The organism is Cobetia sp. AM6, assembly GCF_009617955.1.
Taxonomy (GTDB): domain Bacteria; phylum Pseudomonadota; class Gammaproteobacteria; order Pseudomonadales; family Halomonadaceae; genus Cobetia; species Cobetia amphilecti.
This window is the reverse complement of the sequence record NZ_AP021868.1, coordinates 555,315-579,312: the sequence shown is the minus strand read 5'-3', so window position 1 is coordinate 579,312 and position 23,998 is coordinate 555,315. Positions and strand designations below refer to the sequence as shown.

Annotated in this window: 12 protein-coding genes; 3 read left to right on the top strand and 9 right to left on the bottom strand. The window is 66.6% G+C overall.

The genetic code is table 11. The features are described 5' to 3' along the window. Nucleotides 1-96: 96 nt before the first annotated feature. The 5 genes from recD to CLAM6_RS02500 all read right to left on the bottom strand — a co-directional run bounded on the left by recD (nt 97) and on the right by CLAM6_RS02500 (nt 13,086). Nucleotides 97-2,241 (bottom strand): exodeoxyribonuclease V subunit alpha, encoded by a 2,145-nt coding sequence (gene recD / locus CLAM6_RS02520; RefSeq protein WP_043333121.1) that lies wholly within the window; start codon nt 2,239-2,241, stop codon nt 97-99. Next, nucleotides 2,234-6,496, bottom strand: a complete 4,263-nt coding sequence (gene recB, locus CLAM6_RS02515) for an exodeoxyribonuclease V subunit beta (protein WP_052384469.1) — start codon at nt 6,494-6,496, stop codon at nt 2,234-2,236. The genes recD and recB overlap by 8 nt, the downstream gene beginning before the upstream one ends. Beyond that, nucleotides 6,493-10,563, bottom strand: a complete 4,071-nt coding sequence (recC, locus tag CLAM6_RS02510) for an exodeoxyribonuclease V subunit gamma (protein ID WP_052384470.1) — start codon at nt 10,561-10,563, stop codon at nt 6,493-6,495. The genes recB and recC overlap by 4 nt, the downstream gene beginning before the upstream one ends. Before the next feature lie 204 nt (nt 10,564-10,767). Then, nucleotides 10,768-12,105: an MFS transporter gene (locus CLAM6_RS02505; RefSeq protein WP_052384471.1), complete on the bottom strand. Its 1,338-nt coding sequence runs from the start codon at nt 12,103-12,105 to the stop codon at nt 10,768-10,770. Nucleotides 12,106-12,666: 561 nt separating this feature from the next. Then, nucleotides 12,667-13,086, bottom strand: a complete 420-nt coding sequence (locus CLAM6_RS02500) for a DUF1499 domain-containing protein (protein WP_043333122.1) — start codon at nt 13,084-13,086, stop codon at nt 12,667-12,669. A gap of 415 nt (nt 13,087-13,501) precedes the next feature. Between CLAM6_RS02500 and CLAM6_RS02495 the strand changes: the two genes are divergently transcribed. Continuing rightward, a complete protein-coding gene (locus tag CLAM6_RS02495) occupies nt 13,502-14,920 on the top strand; it encodes an exonuclease SbcCD subunit D C-terminal domain-containing protein (RefSeq protein ID WP_064503257.1) in 1,419 nt (472 codons plus the stop codon). Next, complete coding sequence (locus CLAM6_RS02490) at nt 14,917-18,462, top strand: AAA family ATPase (protein ID WP_153635093.1); 3,546 nt, start codon at nt 14,917-14,919, stop codon at nt 18,460-18,462. Before CLAM6_RS02495 ends, CLAM6_RS02490 begins: the two co-directional genes overlap by 4 nt. 34 nt (nt 18,463-18,496) lie before the next feature. On the opposite strand, the gene CLAM6_RS02485 is transcribed toward CLAM6_RS02490, so the two are convergent. From CLAM6_RS02485 to CLAM6_RS02475, 3 genes are all read right to left on the bottom strand, one after another. Continuing rightward, nucleotides 18,497-19,252 carry an endonuclease V gene (locus CLAM6_RS02485; protein ID WP_043333125.1) on the bottom strand — a complete coding sequence of 252 codons (756 nt, stop codon included), beginning with the start codon at nt 19,250-19,252 and terminating at the stop codon, nt 18,497-18,499. A 53-nt stretch (nt 19,253-19,305) separates the two neighbouring features. Continuing rightward, nucleotides 19,306-19,878, bottom strand: a complete 573-nt coding sequence (locus CLAM6_RS02480) for a PRC-barrel domain-containing protein (protein WP_043333126.1) — start codon at nt 19,876-19,878, stop codon at nt 19,306-19,308. 205 nt (nt 19,879-20,083) lie between these two features. After that, nucleotides 20,084-21,790, bottom strand: coding sequence for a DEAD/DEAH box helicase (locus CLAM6_RS02475; protein WP_043333127.1), 1,707 nt, complete (start codon nt 21,788-21,790; stop codon nt 20,084-20,086). Between the two features lie 591 nt (nt 21,791-22,381). Here CLAM6_RS02475 and CLAM6_RS02470 point away from each other — a divergent pair. Continuing rightward, nucleotides 22,382-22,903 (top strand): YaiI/YqxD family protein, encoded by a 522-nt coding sequence (locus CLAM6_RS02470; protein ID WP_084589335.1) that lies wholly within the window; start codon nt 22,382-22,384, stop codon nt 22,901-22,903. A 71-nt stretch (nt 22,904-22,974) separates the two neighbouring features. Here the strand turns inward: CLAM6_RS02470 and CLAM6_RS02465 are convergent, their stop codons facing one another. Continuing rightward, nucleotides 22,975-23,985: a glutathione S-transferase family protein gene (locus CLAM6_RS02465; protein ID WP_043333128.1), complete on the bottom strand. Its 1,011-nt coding sequence runs from the start codon at nt 23,983-23,985 to the stop codon at nt 22,975-22,977. Between the last annotated feature and the right edge of the window lie 13 nt (nt 23,986-23,998).

Sequence of the window (23,998 nt, the reverse complement as noted above, 5' to 3'; positions counted from 1 at the left end):
GCCCTTTCCTTCACGCGACTGCTGACGTCCGTCATGTCCCCTCCTCCCGTCGAGCGCGGCGGAGCCGGAGATGACGGTCATCCGTCGGTGTCCGGCCTAGAGCACCAGCCCGCTGGCTCTCACCACGCGTCGTTCAATGGCGCCTTCCAGCGTCTCGCGGCGGGTTCCCGCCAGCGTGACCCGCGACTTGGCCCGCGTGATGCCGGTATAGACCAGCTCGCGGGTCAGAATCGGGTTGGCGCCCTCAGGCAACACGAATAACACATGGCGGAACTCGGAACCCTGCGACTTGTGGACCGTCATCGCGAAGACGGTCTCCACCGCCTCGAGGCGTGACGGCAATACCGCGCGCACGCCACGGTGGAAGCGCTGGATGTCGGTGTCCTGCTCATCACGCTCGGTGTCTGGCGTCGCCTCCTCCTCGACCGGGAAGAACACGCGCAGGCGCCCGCCGGCAGCGGGGTCCGGCAGAGTGATGCCGACATCGCCGTTGTAGAGTCCCAGCGCGCGGTCGTTGCGCGTCACCATCACCGGGCGACCGGCGTACCAGCCGCGCTCGTCCGCGATCAGGCCGCGCCGCATCAGCACCCGCGCCACGCGCTGGTTGAGGCCATCGACGCCGTAGGGGCCACGGCGCAACGCGCACAGCAGCTGGAACTCGAGCAGCAGGTCGATCACCTCACGCGCCGGACGCCGCTCACGCACGGCCTCCAGCGCCGGGCGGTAACCATTGACTACCAGCTTCTCGAGATCGCGGTCCTCCGGGCCACTGAGCTTGAGCCAGGCGATGTCGCGATAACCGGCCTTCCAGACATCGCGCAGCGCCTGACGATCCCCGGCGTTGCTGGCGCGTGCCAGGGCGCCGATGCCACTGTCGGCAGAGAAGCGATAGCTCTTCTGCAGCACCACCACGTGATCGGCGAGGCGGCCACGTGTCGCTGATGTTTCCTCCAAGTCCTGGCCATCAGGCGCGGCGATGGCCTGTTCCAGCGTTTCGCAGGTCAGGCGGCTCAAGTCGGCACACAATGCCGGTGAGTAGCGCGGCGGCAGCGCATGCTCGCAGAGATCGCCCAGCACGGCGCCGGCTTCCACCGAGGCCAGCTGGTCCTTGTCGCCAAGCAGAATCAGGCGGGCGTGGGCGGGCAGCGCGCCGAGCAGTGCGGCCATCAGGTCGAGATCGACCATCGAGGCCTCATCCACCACCAGCAGGTCCAGCGCCAGCGGGTTGCCCGCGTGATGGCGGAAGTGGCGCGAATCCGGGCGAGCCCCCAGCAGGCGGTGCACGGTGCTTGCCTCGCGCGGGATGGCGGCGCGTACCGCGTCTGGCACCTCGAGCTTCGCCACCGCCCCCCGGATCGACTCCGACAGCCGCGCCGCCGCCTTGCCGGTCGGGGCGACCAGGCGGATATCCAGCGCCCGCCGCTCGTGCGGATGGCCTGTCTCAGCGCTCTCCAGCTCGCCCTCTGCACCGTCAGCGCCACCCACCAGCGCCTGAGCCTGCAACAGCGCCAACAGTCGCGTGACGGTGGTGGTCTTGCCGGTGCCGGGGCCGCCGGAGATCACCGTCAAGCGCTGACGCAACGCCAGGGCGCAGGCCAGCTTCTGCCAGTCCGGCTCGCCGTGCGGGTCCGGCTGATTGCTGGCGAACAGCTCGCACAGGCGCTCGCCCAGCGCATCGCTGACCCGCGTCTCGCCCTCCTCGCTCGGCCCCATCCGCGCACGCAGCCCCGCCGCGACTTCACGCTCGGCCTGCCAGTAACGGCGCAGATAGAGGCGCTCGCCCACCAGCACCAGCGGGCGCAGCGGCAGATGGCCTGCCGGGGAATCGGCCTGCGCCAGCACGCTGACCAGCCGCGATGCCGCCAGCTGCTCGGCCCAGCGGCTGGCATCGAGATCCGCCAGGAAGGCTTCCGGCAGGGCCACGCTGACCTCGGCCAGATGCGCCTCGGACTGCTCCAGCGGCGGCAACGACAGGGTCGCGCGTGGCTCGGCCAGCGCCCGCGACAGCGACAGGCACACATGCCCGCGTCCCAGCTGGTGGCTGGCCAACGCGGCCGCCAGCAATACGCTGGCCGGGGCCTCCGGCACATGGCGCGCCATGAAGCGCACCAGATGGGCATCGACGCGCCTAAGCCAGCCCAGCTCCACCCACAGGCCGAGCGTGGCGAGCAGGGTGTCGGCAGTCGAGGCGTCAGGGGCAGCGCTGAGCTGCTGTGTTGGCACAGACATGGTGTCAGACATCGAAGGCCCCCTGCTGGCCGCTTTGCGTGAGTGGCGAGGTGTCGGTGGTGTTGAGGAGCAGGCTGTCCAATGCGGAGCTGTCGCCGCCCAGCCAGAGATCCAGCGCCTCGATCAGCGCCTGTGATGGCCGGCGCTGGAAGACGCCGGGCGTCGCCACGCCAAGCGTCGCTGTACCTTCAAGGGGCCGGCCGGGCGTCGCTTCAGTCTCATCCACCGCAAGCGCGGGTGAATCACCGCCGGCATCCAGGCCGCGCAGGAAGACATACAGCACCCCGCCCATGCAGCGCTCGTAATCGTAGTCGTCGCCGAGGCGCGCCTTGAGCAGGCGATGCAGCGCGAGGGTGTAGAGCACGTATTGCAGGTCGTAGCGGTGCTCGACCATGGCGCGGGCCAGTGACTCGCCAAGATAATCCTCGGGGCGCTCGCCCAGATAGTTGGATTTCCAGTCCAGCACGTACCAGCGCCCGCCGGACTGGAAGGTCAGATCGATGAAGCCCTTGAGCATGCCGTGCATGCGGCGTGGCGCGAGCCTGGGCCGCGAGCGCGGCAACGGTTCCAGCGCGGTGACCACGGCATCCAGCGGCAGACTGCGTGCATGCACGGCCGGCAGCCAGAATTCCAGCTCCGGCAGCCAGGCCTCCAGCCGGTTGAGCAGGATAGGCTCGCCCTCGAAGCCTTGCAGCGGGCGGGTCAGCGCCTGCTCCAGCCAGTCGGTGAGACGCGGCTGCCAACTGGCATCGAAGCCACCGAAATGCAGCCGTGAGCCCACCAGCCGTTCAAGCTCGCCGCGATAGTCATCCGCGCCGAGGCGATCGAGATCCACCGCCTCCAGCAGACCATGCAGGAAGGTCCCCGGGCGCGGTCCGCGCGGGAAATCATGCAGATGGATCTCGCCCACCGTCATCGGCAGGCCACCGGCCAGCAGCGGGCCGGACTGCCCCGCCACCTCGCGGTCCGGGCGCGTCAGGCCCTGCTCGCCCTCTTCCAGCGCGATCTCGGTGGCGCCCTCGGGCACGCGGTCATCCGCGGCATCGGCGGTGTCTTCCAGCGCCGCCGTCACCTGACGGGCATCGGTGAGCAAGGCGGTGTAGGAGGCGATCCACCAGTCATCCTCAATGCCGCCCGCGAAGTGGCGCGCGCCGTGGAAGTGCTGATCGCGCTCCGCCGGGGGCTGATATTCGTGGCCTACTGGTGCGGGCAGGCCGGAAACGCGCGCCAGTCCGGCAGACTGCTGATCACACCAGCCGTGCAGCGCGGCCTCGATGGCGCTGGCCTCGATATCCGGGGTATCACTCAGGCCAAGCAGGTAGCCGACGGCGGTGGACGGCAGGCTCAGCTGCTTGCTGAAACCGCCCTTGCCGATAGGCGCCAGCCCCAGCCAGCAGGCGAACTTGGGACGCGTCAGCGCCACGTAGAGCAGACGCACATCTTCCATCAGGCGTGCATGGTCGGCCGCCGCGATGGCCTCCCTGGAGGGCTTCTTGACCAGGATGCTGTCATCGAGAGCGTCATCCTCCTGATCGACTCTGTGAGCAGGCACTTCCTCGTTATCGTCTTCCTCGTCAGCGCCTCCCTCGTCATCACCTTCCACGTCAGCCGTGGCCAGCCAGCGCTGCTTGAGGGTCAGCAGGCCGAAATTCCTGTCCGGCTCGGCCGCGCGGAAGCTGGCCATGAACGGCAGCAGCACGATGGGATACTCAAGCCCCTTGGACTTGTGGATGGTGACGACGCGCACCAGCCCCTCATCACTTTCCAGTCGCTGACTGAGGCTGTCACTATCCAGCGCCTCATGGCCGGATTCCAGCGCCTGATGCCACCAGCGCAGCAACGCCTGCTCGCCATCGAGGCGCTGGGCGGCATTCTGGGCCAGCTCGCCAAGGTGCAGCACGTCGGTCAGGGCACGCTCGCCCCCGGCGCGCGCCGCCAACCGCTCACCGACCCGGAAGTCGCGCATCACGCCGCGCAGCATCGGCAGCACGCCGCGCCGCTGCCAGTCGCGGTGATAGCCATCGAAGCGCTCGACCTCACGCTCCCAGGCCAGCTCATCCACCGCGAGGCGTTCGACCAGCGAGAGATCCTCGGCCAGCAGCCGCGTCGCCAGCGCCGCGCGCAGGCGGCGGTCATCACGCGGATGGGCCACGGCCTCGAACAGCTGCAGCAGCTCGAAGGCCTCCGGCGTGTCGAATACCGAGCTCTTCTCGCTCAGATAGACGCTGCGGATGCCGCCTTCGGCCAGCGCGCCCCGCACCGCTGCGGCCTCGCGGCCATTGCGCACCAGCACGGCGATATCGCTGGCGGCCACGCCACGTGGCGTCGCATCCCCTTCATCCATGAATACCAGCCCCGGCTCGCCCGCCGCCAGACGCTGCTGTCCTTCCAGCAAGGCCTGGATCTGGGCGCGACAGGCACCACTCATGGCACGGCGGTGGTCATCGGCGCTCAGACGCTCACCGCTGGCCCACCACAGATTCAGCGCGCAGGCGGCCTCTTCGCGGCCATCCGGATGACGCAGCACCAGCCGGGTGCGCGTGCCCTGGGCCTCGACTGGCTGGAAGGGGATGTCCTCACTGCCGAAGGGCGCCTGATGCTGGGCGAACAGGGCATTCACCGCGGATACCATCGCGGCGCTGGAGCGGAAGTTGCGTGGCAGGGTGAAGCGCGAGCTGGTGACCTTGCGCGCCGCCAGATAGGTGTCGATATCGGCGCCGCGGAAGGCATAGATGGCCTGCTTGGGGTCACCGATCATCAACAGCGTGCTGGGCGCCTCGCCAGCATTGCCATTGACGGCATCGTTGCCGATGGCATCGTAGTCGGACGGGCCATCGCCCGCCGTCTGCGGATAGATGCGCCGGAAGATGCGGTACTGGACCGGGTCGGTATCCTGGAATTCGTCGATCATCGCCACCGGCAGCTCCTGACGGATCTGGCGCGCCAGACGCTGGCTGGCCTCGCCATTGAGCGTCGGGTCCAATGCGTGATCGAGATCATTGAGCAGGTCCGAGAATTCCCACAGCCCGAGGCGGCGCTTCTCGCAGATCAGGGCGCGGGCGACGCTGTCACGCGCGTGCACGGCGACCTGATCCAGCAGCACGGCGTCCGGGGCGGGCACCTCGGCCAGCATGTCCAGCGCCGCGAAGAAGGGATGGCGCGGCGTCTGGCAGTTCTTCTTGGTGCCCTTCTCGAGCTTGGCCTGACTCAGCCAGCACAGCTTCTTGCTGTCGAGCATGTCGGCGGCGAAGTCGTGCTCGCCGCTGGCAAGCCAGGCGGCCGTCGCCGCCAGGCGGGGCTCGAGCTCGGCCTCCTTGTAGCTGTTGCCGTTGAGCGCCTTGCTGGCGAAGGCCTCACCCATCACCGCGCGGATGGCCGCCTCATCGAAGCTTTCCTCGACGGCGCGCCGGGCGGCCTCCTGCTGCTGACGCCACTGTTCGGCATTGCCGAGCAGCTCGCTCAGGTCATGCGGGGCCTCAAGACATTCGCCGTCGCGGTACAGCGGGCGTGGCGTGCCATCCCGCAGCAGGCCGCGCAGCTCTTCTCCCAGCGCGTCGGGGCCGGCCCAGCGCCCACGGATCAAGGCCTGCCACTCGCGGGCCAGCGGATAGAACTCGCAGCGCCAGTAATCCTCGACGCAGCGCGCCAGCAGCGACTGGCCATCCTGCAACAGCTCGGCGCCGAAGCGTCCGCCGGCATCGAAGGCATGCCGGCTGAGCATGCGCTGGCAGAAGCCGTGGATGGTGAAGATGGCGGCGTCATCCATCAGGCGCGCTGCCTGATCGAGACGTCGTGCCGCGGCGGCCTTGAGGCGCGCTGCGTCCTCGGCAGGTGATGATGTCAGCAGCGGCGCGAGCAACTCGGCCAGCACCGGATCAGGACTGGCACGCTCCAGCAGCGCCTCACGCGCCTGCTTGAGGCGTGCCCGAATACGGTCACGCAGCTCAGCAGTGGCGGCTTCGGTGAAGGTCACCACCAGAATCTCCGGCGGCGTCAGCGGGCGCGGATAGCAGACGCCCGCGTCCTGGCCAGGCAAGGGCCCGAGCACCAGCCGCACGTAGAGCGCGGCGAGGGTGAAGGTCTTGCCGGTGCCGGCACTCGCCTCGATCAGATGCTGACCGAGCAGCGGCAGCGTCGGAATATCGAGGGCCTGGCCCTGCTGGCTCTGATCCATCTCGTCACACATTGCCGCTTCCTTGTCCTGAGCGATGCCACTCCTCACGCCACTCTCCACACCGCGCATGTCTTCCACTTCGGTATCGCTCATGACGTCGCCTTCCCGGTGGCAAGCTCCACCGCGCGTTCGCCGAGAATGCCCTGCCGCACACCGATCATGCTCTCGATCAGTGGCTGGTAGAGCTGCACGCTGTTGAGCACGCCGCCGGCCTGTGCAAAGGCCTCGAACTCCGGCCACAGCTCGCCCAGCGCGCCTTCCTGCCGCCTGAGCGCCTGGGGGCCCTTGAAGATGTCTTCGCTGAAGCGGGTTTCCATGGCGCGCGTCAGGCTGTCGGCAAGCCAGGGCTTGTGAATGGCGGCCAGCGCCGTCTCAAGGTTTGCGCTGCCATCAGCGGCCTGCGCCTTGAGCGCGCCGAACAAGGCATTGCGATCCTCCTCGCCCACCACCTCCCAGAGCGTGGTCGCCAGTTCCAGCGCGGCCGCCAGCGGTGCCTGCCAGCCCTGAGCATACGCCTTGACGAGATGGCGCAGCGCGGCCTCGGCCTGCTCGATGCGCAGCGCGGGGAACAGCAGCCAGCGGTCCTCGAACACCGCCAGCCACTGATAGCCCTCACGGCTTGCACCCTGATCACCTGCCACTTCCCCGAGGCCGGGGCGCGCATTGGCCATCAGCCAGTCGAGATAGCCGGCCAGCAGACGATGCGGCTTGCCGAGCTTCTTGTAGCGCCCTTCCTTGCCGGGCTTGAGGGTGCCGAAGTGGGTCGCCTCCAGCGTGGCCAGCAGGCGGCTTTCGCCCTCGGCGTCATCGCGCAGCTGCTGACGGCTGATCAAGCGCGTGGTGAGAGTCACACGCAACATCTCGCCGCCCTCATCCTGCATGATCAGCGGTACCTCGAGGGTGCGCGGCGGCAGCGAGATGGCATCGCTGAGCTGGTCACGCCAGCTGGCCAACTGCTGGTCGAGACGCTTGAGGCGCGGTTCGATCAAGGCATCGGCAAAGCCCAGCGCCGGCAGCCGCCCGGCCCGGCGCAGACGTTCGGCGGCCAGCGGCAGTGACTGCCCGGCAAGCGCGGCGTCCAGCAGCTCGCGGGTCAGGGTGAAGTTCTCCAGCCCGTCGGGGGCGAAGGGTTCATTGTCTTCATCCGGCACCTCGGCATCGCGAAAGCGCACGCCGACGCGGTCCAGCCCCAGCTGCCAGGGGCGGCGCAGGAAGCGCGCCAGCGAATCGGCACCGAGGCGCAGATGGGACTCCGGCGCCTGCTCCACCAGCTGCCTCAAGGCAGTCGTGGCCGCCGCTTTTACCTGACTGGCATTGCTTGGGTTTTCCTGAAGTGTTTCAGTCACTTGAGCCTGACCCGCCGCGCGATACAGGCTCGACCAGCTGGCGTCATAGCTGAACAGATCGACGACCGCCGCCTGGGAGGCATGGAAATAGCGCCGCGAGAACGGCTGCAGCGGGTGCTCGGTGATCAGGCGCTCACGCAGCGCCGCCTCACGCGAACGCTTGGCGGAGTGCGGCTGCGAACTTTGCTCGGGCTCCCAGCCCAGCTCGATGTAGTCGAGCAGTTCACCGACCAGCACCGAGGGTGGCCGCTCGCCGTTGTCGCGCTGGTCACGCCCCACCCACGAGATCGACAGACGATCCCGCGCCGCCAGCAGCGCCTCCAGGAACAGGTAGCGATCATCGTCGCGCCGTGAGCGGTCGCCCGCCTGCGGGCGGCTGGCCATCAGGTCGAAATCCTGCGGCATGCGCACCCGCGGGTAGTCGCCATCGTTCATGCCCAGCAGGTGCACTTCGCGGAAGGGAATCGCACGCATCGGCATCAGGGTGGCGAAGTTGACGCGCCCGGCGAGGAAGCGCTGGGCGAGACCACCGCTGTCCAGCTCGCCGCGCAGCGCCTCGCGCACCACCTTGAGCGACAGGCAGCCCTCGAAACCGGCCTGCTGCCAGCCCTTGTCGAGGCGCGAGAGCGCCGCCTGCAGACGCGCCAGAATGTCGAATTCCTCGGCGCTGTCCGGGCTGAGGCTCTCCTCCCACAGCCGCTGCAGCGTGGTGGCCCAATCCGCCGGCGTGCGCGAGGTATCCAGCCAGCGCCGCCAGCGATCCAGGCTCTCGATCAGCTCGCCGACCTTGCCTGCCAGCTCGGCCTCGAGACCGGCCACTTCATCGAAGGGCACCACGCCATCGAAGCTCAGGCCATTCATGTCGACAAGGCCGTCCATCAGATCGTCCATCAGGTCAGCGCTCTGCTCATCGCCAACTCCCCCCTGCGCGGGGCGGCCGGCCACCGGGGAGCCGGCCGCCGGGGCGCCGGTGGCGTAGCCCAGCAGCATGCGCTCGAGCCCGAAGCGCCAGCTGTTTTCATCGAGGGGCATGAAGCCGAGCTGCTCGCGGTGCTCGCCGGAGAGGCCCCAGCGCACGCCGCTGTCGGCCAGCCAGCGCCGCAGACGCTCGAGCTCACCCTCCTCGATGGCGAAACGACGCCGGAAGGCAGCGACATCCAGCGCATCCAGCACCTCGCTGACGCCGAGGCGCCGCTCCGGCAGTTCCAGCAGCATCAGCACCAGCCCGAGCAGCGGGTTGGCCTGACTGGCCACGCGGTCGGCGATGGTGAAGGGAATATGGCGCGGATTGCCCGGCGGCAGCTGACCGAAGACCGCCTCGATATAGGGAGCATATCGGTCGATGTCCGGCACCATCACCAGGATGTCGCGCGGCCGCAGCGGCTCGCCCTCGCCACGTTTCTCGGCGTCATGGGCCCGCTCGAAGGCCGCCAGCAGACGGTCGTGGAGGATCTCGACCTCGCGCAGCGCCGAGTGGGCGCTGACCAGACTGATGGAGTCGTCATCGGCCGCGAGCGCCCGCGGACTGCCCTCGGCCAGGGCACGCTCGCCGGGGTGGACCAGTTCGAGTATCTCGTCCTGGATCTGCTGCAGCAGCGGTGCCTGCTCGGGTGGCGTGTCCTCGCTGATGCGCGGCACGAAGACGTCCAGCTCGAGATCGAAGCCGCTGTCACGCCCCGACAGCGCGCTCTCGAATTCATACAGGCTGACGATGAAGTCACGCCCCTGTGCGCCAAGCCCTGCCAGCAGCGGGTTGGCCTTGAGGTGCAACTCCTCCTCTGCCAGCCCGATCAGCGCCGGTGCCTCGGGGTGACGGGCACGCTGTTGCGCGAGGCGCTCGCTGTCCATGCGCTGGCTGTCTGCTCGCGAACTGCGCCGCACGGCTTCGCGGTCGGAGACGATATCGCCCCAGTAATGGCGGCAGGGATTGGTGATCATCAGGTAGATGTCCATCACCCCGGACAGCGCATGCAGCGCATCCAGCGTCTGGCCCGGCAACGCCGAGATACCGAACACGAACAGGCGTGGCGGCAGCGGATGACGACGTGTCGAGGGCAGTGTCTCCAGCGCGCGCGCCGCCGCGACGAAGCGACCATGCAGGGCGGCGCGGTGATGCTGGCGGCTGCTGGATGGCGCATCGGCCAGCACCGCGCGCCACAGTGCCGGCTGCCACTGCTGGCTGTCCGGCAGGTTGTCGGGCAGCAGATTGGCCGGCAGCTCGCTTGCGGCCTGCTGGCGCGCGAAGGCATCCCGGAAGTTGTCGTCTTCAAGCCCGCTCTCCCAACTGCGTACCCACTCGGGGCGATAGTTGAGGTACTGATCGAACAGATCCGCCAGCTGGCAGGCCAGCTGCCACTGCTGACGCTCAGCCTCCGGGCCTTCGGGCAGCGCTGGCAATGCGTCCTCACCGACCGCCTCGATCAGCTGGCCACGCTCGTCGCGGCACAGGTAATCCCTGAGCGGCGCATAGCATTCGGCCTGGGATTCATCGGCCAGCAGCCCCGGCAGCAGGCGCAGCAGACGCCAGGCAAGCGGGCCCTTGTCAAAGGGCGACAGTTCCGGAATCTCGTCGCCCAGCACGCCGCCCAATACCCCGCGATAGGCACGCCACACGAAGCTTGAGGGCAGTGGAAAATCCACCGAGGCGGCGATGCCATCGGCCTCGGCCAATGACAATCTCAGCCACTGGGCCATGCCGTTGGACTGGACGAGGAAGGTTTCCGGCACCAGCGGAGGCTGAGGCGCGGCCTTGATCACCTTGAGGGCCAGATCGCGCAGGTCCTCGAGGTGATTGGCGTGAAGAACGGTAAACATGCGGGCATCCTGCTGGGAGTGACAACCCGGCCATCGTGGCCGTGGCAAGCCGCTGCGCGGAAGAGACAATGAATGGCTCTATCCTAGCGTCGCCGTGGCGCCGGCCCAAACGAAAAACGCGCACCACCCAGAGGGTGATGCGCGTTTTCAGGCAGAGGCGGGCCCAAGGGCCTGCCTCTCATCCTGCGATGCCAGATACGCTGATCAGACGATGCGCATCAGTTCGCGGCCGCGCGGGCTGATCGCCAGCCACAGGCCGAGCACCACGCCCATCAGCGACAGCGCCGCCACGTACCAGGTGGGCGACAGCGGCGAGACGGTCATCATCAGCGAGACCAGAATCGGCGTGAAGCCACCGAAGATGGCGTAGGCGACATTGTAGGAGAACGACAGGCCGGTGAAGCGCACCGCCGGCGGGAAGCCGCGGATCGCGATGCTCGGCACCGCGCCGACGATGCCGACGCTGAAGCCGGTCAGGCAGTAGAGCGGCACCAGCAGGCTGGGGTCTGAGTGCATGGTGGCGAGGAAGACCCAGTAGGTGATGCCCAGCAAGGCGCTCCACAGCACCAGGGTGACGCCGGCGCCGATGCGATCGACCATGTAACCGGAGACGATGCAGCCGACGCACACCGCCACGATCGCCAGACTGTTGGCGGAGAAGGCCGCGGCACGGCTCAGGCCCTCGAGGCCCGCGATCAGGCTCGGCGTCATCAGGATCACGACCACAATGGCAGCGGTCAGAATCCAGGTGACCGCCATCGCCACGGCAATCGCCGGACGCTGTTCCCGCAGGATCATCTTCAAGGGCAGCTCGGCGGCCAGCGCCTTCTTCTGCTGCATCTCGGCGAATACCGGCGTCTCGTGCAACCAGCGACGCAGATAGACCGAGAACAGCCCGAACACGCCACCGATGATGAACGGAATCCGCCAGGCGAAATCACTGACCTCTTGCGGGGTGTAGACACTGTTGATGGCGCTGGCCATCAGCGAGCCGAGCAGGATGCCACCCACCAGCCCCATCGAGAGCGTGCCGCAGGCCAGGCCATTGTGACGCGGTGCGACGTGCTCGCTGACGAACACCCAGGCACCCGGCACCTCACCGCCGACCGCCGCGCCCTGGAACAGACGCAGGATGATCAGTAGCAGCGGCGCCCACATGCCGATGACGGCATAGGTCGGCAGCATGCCCATCAGCAGGGTCGGCAGCGACATCATGAAGATGGATAGCGTGAACATCTTCTTGCGGCCGAGCGTATCGCCGAAGTGGGCCATGATGATGCCACCCAGCGGGCGCGCCAGATAACCGGCGGCGAAGATGCCGAAGGTCTGCACCTGACGCAGCCACTCGGGAATGTCGGGCGGGAAGAACAGCTGGCCGACGACAGTGGCGAAGAACACGAAGATGACGAAGTCATAGAACTCGAGGGCGCCGCCGAGAGCGGACAGACCGAGTACCTTGATGTCACCACGCTTGAGCGAATTTTCGTTGGGCAAATCGTGAGCAGCGGAGGCGGAGCCCGCTGCGGGGACGGAATCGTTCATGGATCTCTGTTTAGCGGGGGCTGGTGTCCAGCGATGGTCAAGGGTGATTCACGCGTCGCACATCTTGTCTTGGAGGCTTTCAGTCGGGGAGACATCATCCTGTCGAAAGACATCATCCAACCGAGAGACATCATCGGTCACGGAGCGGAAGTCGTGCTGATGATGACTGAAAGCACCGGGGTTGCCCCGGAGGCGTGGCGATCATGCGGAATCCTGCCAGCGTACGACGCATCACTGTATTGCAAAAAACACAATACAGATCGATGCAATCATGCGTCTCATGTATCGCGTCCAGAGTAGCAAAGGCGACCTTGGCTGGGTAGCGTTCGCTCACTGTTTGGCAGGGGTCTTGCGGGAAATCACGCCGACCTTGCCAAGAGTTGGCATGAAAAACCCCGGCGCCTCGAGAAGGCGGACCGGGGTGGTGAACGTCATCCTGTGCAGTTCAAGCAATTAGGGATGTGGTGGGTGTCATGCAGTGAGTCATCTTCTCTCGCCTGCCGGGCGACGCCCGAGACCTGAATTCAAGCTCAGATTCAAGCTCAGGTTCATCGACAAGCGTTAGCTGCAGTAGCCCCAGCCTTCCAGGCGCTGGCGAATGTCCTCGACCCGCTGGCGGTTCTTGCCGAGATCGGAATGCCCTCTGCGCGAGACACTGCGCACATGACAGACCCCCTCCTCTTCATTGCAGACGATTTCCACATCATCGACGAAGCCCAGCACGGGGGTGTGGAACTCGGCATGCAGATAGCCGCCATCTTCGCTGACGATTTCAGCATGACCCATCGATTCTATGATGCCGTGCAACTTCTCCATCGCACTGACGCAGCAATCCTGCGGCATCGGGAGTGGCGCGACATAATGCTTGCTGTCAGTGGCCTGGGAACTGACCCCGTTGGGGGTGCTGGGGGCCGGAGCCAGCATGCCATCATGCAGGCCGAGATTGTCGGGACGAGGTGAAGCAAAAAGACCTTGGCGCATTTCGAATCCTTCCTGTCATCTCTGGGCGTCGGTAACAGCATCCTCTGTCACCAGCCTGATTGTTATCCAAGTCAGCTTGAAGACGTTGCGAAGACTGTGCGCAAGAAAGCCCCATGCGGGCTTCTCCGCTGATGTGATTCGCTTGAGACAACTCCCACACGCTGCCATCGCGTGGGCTTGTCGGTGAATGACAAGGGCCTCGACTTTCAGCGTAGCGACTTTTGTCGATTTTGCCCGTGGAAGGCCTTGATCCAGATCATCTGCCTGATAATGCGCCGCACCTTGAGCGGCTTGAGGCCGCGCCCTCTTCCGCCCCAGCGAAGCCAGACCGTACACTGGGCAGCATTTCACCCGGCCCGGCTTGCCCCAGCCGCAGCCCCAGCCGCCGGCCAGACGACTTCGCAAGGACCCCATCGTGAGCTTCCGCTTTCTGCACACTTCCGACTGGCATCTCGGCCAGAGCTTTCACGGCCAGAGCCGTCACGTCGAGCATGCTGCCTTTCTCGACTGGCTGCTCGGGCAGCTCAAGACTCTGGCGCCGGATGCGCTGCTGATCGCCGGAGACCTGTTCGATGTGGTCAACCCGAGCCTGGCCGCCCAGGAGCTGCTCTACGACTTCATCGTGCGCGCCCACGAACAGGACGCGGCGCTGGAGATCGTGATGATCGCCGGCAATCACGATTCCGGCTCCCGCATCGAGCTGCCGGCCGCGTTGCTGGCACGTCTCAAGACCCATGCGCTGGGGCGCGTGCGCTGGGTGGATGATTCCGCCGACGGCGGCGATGCCCACAGCCTCGACTGCCAGCATCTGCTGGTGCCCCTGCATGATCGTGACGGCAAGCGCCGCGCCCTGTGCCTGGCGGTGCCCTTCCTGCGCCCGGCCGAAGTCACCGGCCTGAGCAGCGGCGAGCAAGCCGAGCAGGAAGGAGAAGCAGCAGGCAAGGCCGAACGCACCCGCAGCGAGGCCTACCGCGATGGCGTGGCCCGCGTGCACCAGCAGCTGGTCAGTGCTGCGCGCGCCGCCCGCCAGCCCGGCGAGGCGCTGATCGCCATGGGCCATGCCCACATGCGTGACGGCGAGGTGTCCGAGAACAGCGAGCGCCCGATCCTGATGGGCGGCGAAGAGGCGCTCTCGACCAGCCTGTTCCCCGACGACATCGCCTATGTGGCGCTGGGCCACCTGCATCGCCCGCAGCGCGTGGGTGGCGAGGAGCGCATCCGCTATTGCGGCACGCCGCTGGCGATGGACTTCTCCGAGGTCGACTACGGTCACCGCATCCTCGATGTCACGCTCAACAATGACAGCCTGGAGAAGGTCACGGAGCATCGCGTGCCCTGCCATGTCGCGCTCACGCGCGTCGGGCCTGCGCCACTGGCCGAGATCACCACCCAGCTCACGGCGCTGGTCGCCGAGGCGCAGGCGGATCTCGAGCCGACACGCTGGCCGTGGCTGGAAGTGACCGTGCAGCTGGAAGCCCCGCTGATCGATCTGCGCGCCCGTATCGAGGCACTGCTGGAAGGCGCGCCGCTGCGACTGATCAAGCTGGTCACCCGCTACCCGGCACCCAGTGCCGAGCATCGCGCGCCGAAGGGCGTGAAGCTCGATGAGCTGGGGCCGATGGGGCTGTTCGAGCGTCACTATCGCGCCACCTATGACAGTGAGCCGGACCCGACGCTGATCGAGGATTTCGCCCAGCTGCTCGAGGAGGTCGAGGCCGCGCGCGAGACGCGCCTCGAAGGCGAGTCGGCCACCCGACCCGCTCGCAAGGCCGACAAGGCGGCTTCGATAGACAAGACAGCCTCGGCAGACAAGGCCAAGGGAGGTCAGGCATGAAGATTCTCGCCCTGCGCCTCGACAACCTGGCGTCGCTTGCCGGCACGCATGAAGTCGACTTCGAGAAGGCGCCGCTATCCGATGCCGGCCTGTTCGCCATCACCGGCCCCACTGGGGCCGGCAAGAGCACGCTGCTCGATGCCCTGTGTCTGGCGCTCTATGGCACCACGCCGCGCCTGCGCCAGACGCCGAGTGGCGGTCAGCTGGAGGATGTCGGCGAGCATCAGCTGACGCTCAAGGACCCGCGCAGCCTGCTCCGGCGTGGCTGCGGCGAAGGCAAGGCCGAGGTGGATTTCATCGGCCGCGATGGCCTGCGCTATCGCGCCAGCTGGACGGTCAGCCGCGCGCGCGGCAAGCCTGGTGGGCGCCTGCAGAATGCCAAGCAACATCTCCAGCTGCTGCCCGCCGGCGATGACACCCAGCCGGCTCAGACCCTCAACACCACCAGCAATGACGCCAAGGCGTTGATCATCGACAGGCTGGGGCTGAATTTCGAGCAGTTCACCCGCGCCGTGTTGCTGGCGCAGAGCGAGTTCAGCGCCTTCCTGCGTGCCAATGACAATGAACGCTCGGAGTTGCTGGAGAAGCTGACCGATACCGGCCATTACTCCGAGATCTCGATGGCCGCCCATGAGCGCGAGCGCGCCGCCCGCGAGGCCGTCAATGAACTGGAACGCAAGCTGGAGGGCCAGTTACCAGCCAGCCCGCAGGAGCGCCAGGCGCTCGAGGAGGAGGTGCGTCTGCGTCAGACGGCCATGACCCGGCTCAGCGAACAGCATGATGCGCTGACGACCTATCACCAGTGGACCACCACGGCGGGCGAGCTCGAACAGGCTCTGCGTCAGGCGCAGCAGGAGCAGACCGAGGCTCACGCCGCCAGCGATGGGCTTTCCCGTCAGCGCGAGCAACTCAGCGCCCTGGAGGCCCTCGCGCCGATTCGTCCTGCCCTGCTGCGCCTCACGGCGATCGCGCCGCAGCATGCGCAGCTGGTCACGCAACTGGCCCAGCTGGAGCAGCAGCTCGGCGCCCTGTCGCCCAGGGTTGAGCAGGCCAGAGCCGCCAGGCACACCGCCGATGAACGCATGCAGCGCTGTGATACCTGGCGTGGCGAGCAACTGCCGAAACTTGAAGAGGCACGTCAGGTGGCTTCGCGTCTGGCGCAACAACGCGAAGCACACGCCAGCCAGCAGAGTGAACAGCAACGCCTGCGCGACACGCTCGGCCAACATCAGCAGGAGCTGGAGGCTCAGGATCGCCAGCGCCAGCAGCTGGAGCAGCAACTCCAGCAGCTGCAGGCAACGCTGGTCGACGAGTCCGGCCGGCCGCTGCGCGATGCCGAAGACTATCGTGACCAGCTGCAACGTCAGCGCGATGCACTACTGGAGCTCAAGCCCGTACTCAGCGAGCAGATCAGTGGTCTGGCCCGCCGTGATGAGGTGCAGCAGCGTCTTGTCGAGCTGGAGCAGCAACTGCCCCGACAGCAACAGGCGTTGCGGGATGTGGCTGCCCGGCAGGCGCAGGCCTTGCAGGCCCGTGATCAGGCGCGCCACGAGGAAGACGCCGAGCGCCACCAGCAGGAGCAGGAGCGTCTGGCGCGCAGCGACAACGTGATGGCGCTGCGCCGTGGGCTGGTCCAGGGCGAGGAGTGTCCGGTGTGCGGCAGCCACGAGCACCCCGCCGCCGGCCAGGCCGCACCGGCCGAGGCGCTGATCGCTCAGCTGGAGCAGCAGGCTCGCGAGCGACTTGACCAGCGCCGCCAGGCCACGGCCACCGCGCAGCAAGCCATGGAAACGGCCAGTCACGAGCACGCCCGCCTCGAGGAGCAGCTCGGCTATCTGCAGCAGGAACAGACTCAGCTGCACACGGAGCTGCAACGCCTGCAGCAGCAGGCGCAGAGCTGCCAGACAAACCTGACCGAGCTTCTGGCCCGGCATTCGCTGTCGGAGCAGCCCCAGCTTGAAGCCTTGCCGCAGCTGCCGGTTGCCCACGCACTGCAACTGATCGAGCAGCGCCTTGGGGAACTGGACGCCCGCCAGAACACGCTGGTGACGACACTGCGCCAGCTGACGCCGCTGCGTGAGCAACGCCAGGCACTGGCAACACGTCACGCCACGCTGACGACGCAATGCCAGCATGGCGAGGCGCAGCTTCAACAGTGCGAGACGCAGATCACTGCGCTGGCGAGTGAGATCGAGCAGCTCAGTGACACGCTTGCCCAGCAGCTGAGCGCAGACCCCAAGCGACAGCATGCCAGCGTGAGCGACTGGTCTGACTGGATCGAGTCGCTGACCACCCGGATGCGCAACGAGCAAGAGGATGCGCGGCAGGCACTGCAGGAATTGAGCGACCAGCAACAGCAGCTGACGCAGCAGCAGGCCAATCTGCAGCAACGCCAGACGGAGCTGCGCGAAGAGCAAGACTCGCTCGACCGCGAACGCGTGGATTGGCAGACAGCGAATCCCGGCCTGGATGACGCGCGCATCGCGGAGTTGCTGGCCGTCGAGGATCACGAGCTGCAGGCACTGCGCCAGCAACTGCGCAGCGCCCACGAGCGCGTCGCACGCGCGGATGCCCTGTGTGAGGAGCGCAATGCGCGTCAGCTCACCCACTGGCAGGCCGCTCGGACCTCCAGTTGGCAGGCAGCACTCGAGCAGCTGGCAGCACTCGAACAGCTGGCAGCGCCCGCCGAGGAGACGTCAGGAGCAGGTATCGCGGGAGAAGGCACGGCGGCAACGGAAGAGACGGGCGTCATCCGCGCCCAGGCCCAGCAGGCCCTGGCGCTGCATGCTCGCTTGCAGGCTCATGCGCAACCCCCGCAAGAAGATGCCGCTGGTGCGTCGGAGGATGCGCAGCCACAGCCCGAGGAAGACACCCACGCGCTTGGCGAGGCGTTGGCCACTCTGATCACGGCGCTCAAGGCACCGCTCACTGCCGTGCGCGAGGCCCATCAATCGGCTCAGGCGGCGATACTCAATGATGATCAGCGCCGCAGTGGCAGCGCCGAACTTGGCGAGCAGCTGGCCCGCGCCCGCGCAGTCCATGAACGCTGGGGCGCGCTGTCGGAGCTGATCGGCAGTGCCAGTGGTGCCAAGTTCCGCACCATCGCCCAGGCCTTCAACCTCGAGCGCCTGATCGAGCATGCCAATCTGCATCTGGCCAATCTGGTTCGCCGCTATCGTCTGGCACGCGGCGCCAGCCCGCTGGGGCTGGTGGTGGTGGATACCGAGATGGGTGACGAGCTGCGCAGCGTGCATTCGCTGTCCGGCGGCGAGACCTTCCTGGTCTCACTGGCCCTGGCGCTGGGCCTGGCGGGCATGGCCTCCGGTGAGCTGCGCATCGAATCGCTGTTCATCGATGAAGGCTTCGGTAGCCTCGACCCGGATTCACTGGCCCTGGCGATGGAGGCGTTGGATGGCCTGCAGGCCAGCGGCCGGCGCGTCGGGGTCATCTCGCATGTGGCCGAGATGCATGAACGCATTCCGGTGCGTATCGCGGTGCGCCCCTCGGGCAACGGCCAGAGCCGACTGGAGATCGAGGGCTAGCGGCTGCCGGGCATCGCATAGCCGCTTGAGGCGGCTAGGTATCGCGGAGCCGCTTGAGGCGCCGGCTGGCGAGCTGGTCCGCCAGTCGGGTCGGCTCGGGCAGCTTGGTCTTGCCCAGACAGTGCAGGGTCATCGCCAGCGCCGTATCCAGGTTCATGCGCTGGCCCGGCGAGACGAACACCGGCTTGACCTTCGCGCGTGAGCGCAGCACGGCGCCCAGCTGGCTGCGCTGTTCGCGTTTGGGCAGCTCGCTATTCTCGATGATGCCGAGCTCGCCATCCGCTTCACGCACGCGATCCGTCAGCGCGACCCAGTCACCGCGCTCCTCGCCCGGTTCGCCATGCTTGCCACACAGACGCTTCTTGGCCACGCCGAAGGATGGCAGGTCACACCACAGGCCGAGATGCGCCGCCACGCCCAGGCGGCGCGGGTGCGCGATGCCGTGGCCGTCCACCATCAGGCATTCGGGCGCACGCTCCAGCGATTCGAGGGCGGCGATGGCGGCGGGCAGCTCCCGGAACGACAGCAAGCCCGGAATATACGGCATGCGTGTCGGCTGACGGACCAGCTGCTGCTCGAGGGGCTCCAGCGTCGCCAGATCCAGCGTCACCACCGCCGCACGTGTCACCTCACCCTCATCCTCGAAGCCGATATCGACCCCGGTGATGGTCGCTGGCCACTCACCGGGACTTGCTCCCCAGGGCGGCGTCAACGTCAGTCGAGTGGCCATTTCGCGTTGCTTGGCAACGGCGGCGGCAGGGTCGAGATTCCAATCGTGCAGTGCTGTCATCCACTCACTCATGCATTCCCTCACGGCGGTTGCGGGTCTCTCTCCCTCAGATGCTATCGATCGCCCTCACCTTCAAGCTGCTTGCCCAGTGAACGCAGCACCTCCGCCGCCTGATTGCGGAAGGTGTCCAGCCCGTTGCCGACCTCCCCCATGCTGCGTTCCAGCTGGCGTGACAGGCGATTGGAAAGCGGCTGGTCCGCGCGGGCCGTCAGCTGCTCCGGCGTCATGTCGAGCACCAGACGGTAGCGGATATCGCCGGGGGCCTCAGCCGCCAGCGGGTCACTGACCGCCTCACGGGTGAAGCGCGCGAAGTCGATGCTGGCCGCCTTGTCGCCACCATCAGGGCGAATCAGCAGGCGATGGATCTGACCACGGGTGTCACTGAGCACATCCTCGACCTTGCCCAGCGCCTCGCCCTGCGGTGAGACCACCGGCGCCAGACGCAGGGCCTCCAGCGAGACCAGCGGGACGCGAATCTCCGGCGTGGCGCTGCTGGCGGACATGCCGGACTCGGCGTGGGCCGCACTGAGTGGCAGCCAAGGGGTCGCCAGCAGAGCGCACAGCATCAGCTGGCGGGCAGGCGTGGCCTGCAGGCCACGGCGCAAGGCATCGAGTGAAGAGATCATGTGGGCATCCTCGGGAAATGATGAGCGGTGGAGCTATGATGAGCGGTGGAGCTACGATGAGCGGTGGACCTACGCCAGCACAGGATACCAGCCCCAGTGGTGCCTTTCGTCCAGGCACAAAAAAACCGGCACCTCGTGAGAGGTACCGGTCTTTTCAGAAGCCGTGGCCAGCACTGCGATCAGTGCCGGCCCGACTCAGGCCTGATCAGGCGCGACGACGGTCATCGTTGCCACCTTCACGGCGCTGCGGACGAGCGCCCGCACCGTCTTCTGCCAGTTCCAGCGGGCGGCCAGCGACGCGAGCACGCGCCATCTTGGACACGATGCTGGTCGGCAGACCGCTCGGCAGTTCCACGACACTGTGCGTGTTGCGGATGTCGATGCGACCGATGCGTGAACCTTCGATGCCGCCTTCGTTGGCGAGAGCGCCAACCAGCTGGCCCGGCTTGACGCCATCACGGTGGCCGACGGCCACACGGTAGAGCTTCATGCCTTCACGTGCGACCGGCGCGGAGTTGCGACGCTCACCGCGTTCCGGACGCTCGGTGCGCTCACCGCGCTCGGAACGCTCGTTGCGACGCGCACCCGGCTTCGGCAGAGACTGGATCGGCGTCTCTTCGGCGCGAGCCATCTTGACGAAGACAGCGGCCAGCTCGACCGGATCGTGACCTTCTTCGACCAGGCTCTGGACCAGAGCGCGGTGACCGTTGGAGCTGCTGCCCAGGGCTTCGACGACGCGAGCACGGAAGGCGGCGTCACGGTGGCCACGGATCTCTTCTTCGCTCGGCAGCTGGCGTTCGGTGATGCGCTGGCCCAGGGCCTGCTCCATCCAGCGAACCTTGCGCATTTCGCGACCGCTGACGAAGGTGATGGCGCGACCTTCACGACCGGCACGGCCAGTACGGCCAGTACGGTGGACGAAGGATTCGCTGTCACCCGGCAGGTCGTAGTTGAAGACGTGGGTGATACGCGCCACGTCCAGACCACGAGCGGCGACGTCGGTCGCGACCAGCACGTCGACCTTGCCACGCTTCAGGCGAGTCACGGTGCGCTCGCGCAGGGACTGGTCCAGATCACCGGACAGCGCTGCCGCGGAGATACCGCGAGCGATCAGCTGTTCGACGACTGTGGTACAGGCGGCACGAGTACGCACGAAGACGATGGCCGCATCGACGGTCTCGACTTCCAGCAGACGGGACAGCGCTTCGAGCTTAGCGCCGCCTTCGACACGCACCATCATCTGTTCGATGGTGGAAGCGGTACGCGATTCGGACTTGATGGCAACCTTGACCGGATCAACCAGGTAGCGGTTGACGATACGCTCGATCTCGGTCGGCAGCGTCGCGGAGAAGAAGACGCGCTGCGCTTCCTTCGGGGTATCGGCGACGACGCGCTTGACGTCATCGATGAAGCCCATGCGCAGCATCTCATCGGCTTCATCCAGCACGAGGGCTTTCAGGCCGTTCAGGTTCAGGCTCTTGCGGTCCAGGTGGTCGATGACACGACCCGGGGTGCCGACGACGATCTGCGCGCCGCTCTTGAGGCTACGCATCTGCTCGCGGTAGTCCTGACCACCGCAGAGAGTGGCCACTTCCAGGCCACGCATGAACTGACCGTAACGTGTGAAGTTGACGGCGACCTGTTGGGCCAGCTCACGGGTCGGGGCCAGCACGAGAACCTGCGGTTCACGGCGGTCGAGGTCCAGACGGGTCAACAGCGGGAGTGCAAAGGCAGCGGTCTTGCCGGTACCCGTCTGTGCCTGGCCGATCATGTCACGGCCTTCGAGCAGACTCGGGATGGTCTGAGCCTGGATCGGGGACGGAGTTTCGTAGCCCAGCTTCTCGAGAGAGGTCAGGACGGCAGGCAGCAGGGCAAGATCGCTGAAGCGATCGACGACGGAAGTCGTGGTCATGTATATCTCACACCTAAATGGCTACAAGTAAGGCTTGCAGCTGAAGAATGGGTCGGGTTGAACCGACACGAAGCGTAAGGGCTCCGTCTGGCGATGCAGTCAGGCACGAGGCGCTGGCATCATCAGAAAAAACGTACGAGTGCTGGACGTCTTGGCATGGACGGGCCCGGGTTGCTCTGAAGGTGGACGCAATTCCACTTTCAGGCACAACGCTGCGGCGACCGTACAGCAACCAGAGGCTCTTCTACTCAGAGTCTCGGGGCGCTCCATCATGCACACTGTGGACAGGGACGGGTCTTGCATCGCGGCGGCCGGACATCGATCGAATCGAGGGGTCACGGATGGCTGGGGCAAGCTACGCCACGCGGTCCGGGAGGCGCGAAATACCGGCTGATGGCCACAAGAAACGGCGATCACGTCGGGCTCGGCTACTCAGGATGGTGGGTCACTACATGCGAGGAGCTGGCATTCTAGCAGCCTCTCACGCATTCTGCATCCTTTCTTTTGACCTTGGTCGCAGGCCGGCCGCCCTCGGGCAGGCATGCGCCCTGCCATCACGACTCGCTGAACAACCACCTGACAGGAGCCTGCATGACTGACGCGCAAGACCATGACGCCCCCTCCCCACAACATCCCGCCGAGCATGTCACCACGCTGTGGGTCGACGCCGATGCCTGCCCGCGCGCCGCGCGTGACATCCTGGTGCGCGCGGCGGAACGCACCGCGACTCCCACCTGGTTCGTCGCCAATCATCAGGTGCCGCTGCCACGCTCGATGCACGTCAAGGCGCTGTCGGTCCCACAAGGGGCAGATGCTGCCGATCAGTTGATCGTCGAGCGCGCCCACCCCGGCGACATGGTGATCACCTCCGACCTGCCGCTGGCGCTGGAGGCGATCGAGAAAGGCGCGCTGGTGATGACGACCCGCGGCGAAGCGCTGGACAGCAACAACATTCGCGCCAAGGTGCAGATGCGCGACTTCATGGAGAGCATGCGCTCCAGCGGCGAGCACACCGGCGGCCCGTCCGCATACGGCCAGCGTGAGCAACGCGACTTCGGCAATGCACTGGACCGCTGGCTGGCCAAGATCAGACGCCCGACACCGCGCGCCTGATCCAATCGCCGCTGCTCGCCATCAACTCGGGCGCCATCAACTCGGGCGCGATCAGCTCAGACTTCAAGACCTCAGGCGTGACGGCGAATGCCCTGGCCCGGCAGACGCTCGCGGTCATGGGGAGCGTCGAGCGCCAGACTCGGGCCAACCGGCACGATAGCGGTGGGATTGATGGTCTGCTGACTGGCGTAATAGTGGGTCTTGATATGCGCAAGATCGCAGGTCTCGGCGATGCCCGGCCACTGATACAGCTCGCGCAGATAGTGCGAGAGATTGGGATAGTCGGCGATACGGCGCTGATTGCACTTGAAGTGCCCGAAGTAGACGGCATCGAAGCGGATCAGGGTGGTGAACAGGCGGATGTCGGCTTCGGTCAGCCATTCACCGGCGAGATAGCGCGAGTCGGCCAGTCGGCGCTCCAGTGAATCCAGGCACTCGAACAGCGCCGTGAAGTGACGCTCGTAGACCTCCTGCCGCGTGGCGAAGCCGGTCTTGTAGACGCCATTGTTGACCTTGTCATAGACCTCGGCATTGATGGCATCGATCTCGCCGCGCAGGTCCTCCGGATAGAAGTCCAGATCATTGCCAGTCAGCGAATCGAAGGCGTCATTGAAGATGCGTACCAGTTCCGCCGACTCGTTGTTGACGATGCGACCGGTCTGCTTGTCCCAGAGCGCCGGCACGGTGACACGGCCGGTGTAGTGCGGGTCGGTCAGGGTGTAGAGCTGGTGGTGATAGCGCACGCCATTGATCGGATCACCGCTGGAGCCTTCTTCCTCGAGATAGCTCCAGCCATGTTCGAGCATCAAGGGGCTGGTGTAGGACATGCCGACCAGCGGCTTGAGTCCCTTGAGAGAGCGCATGATCAGCGCGCGGTGCGCCCACGGGCAGGCCAGCGAGACGTAGAGATGGAAGCGGTCTGCACTGGCGGGCACGGCCGCTTGTCCCTGCGGCCCCTCGAGCGGGGCATCGGGCGCCACGACCCAATCCCTGAGTCGCGCGCTCTCGCGCTTGAATTCACCGCCGGTGCTGTCGGTGTCATACCAGCGATCCTGCCACTTGCCGTCGACCAGTAAGCCCATCTTGCACGCTCCT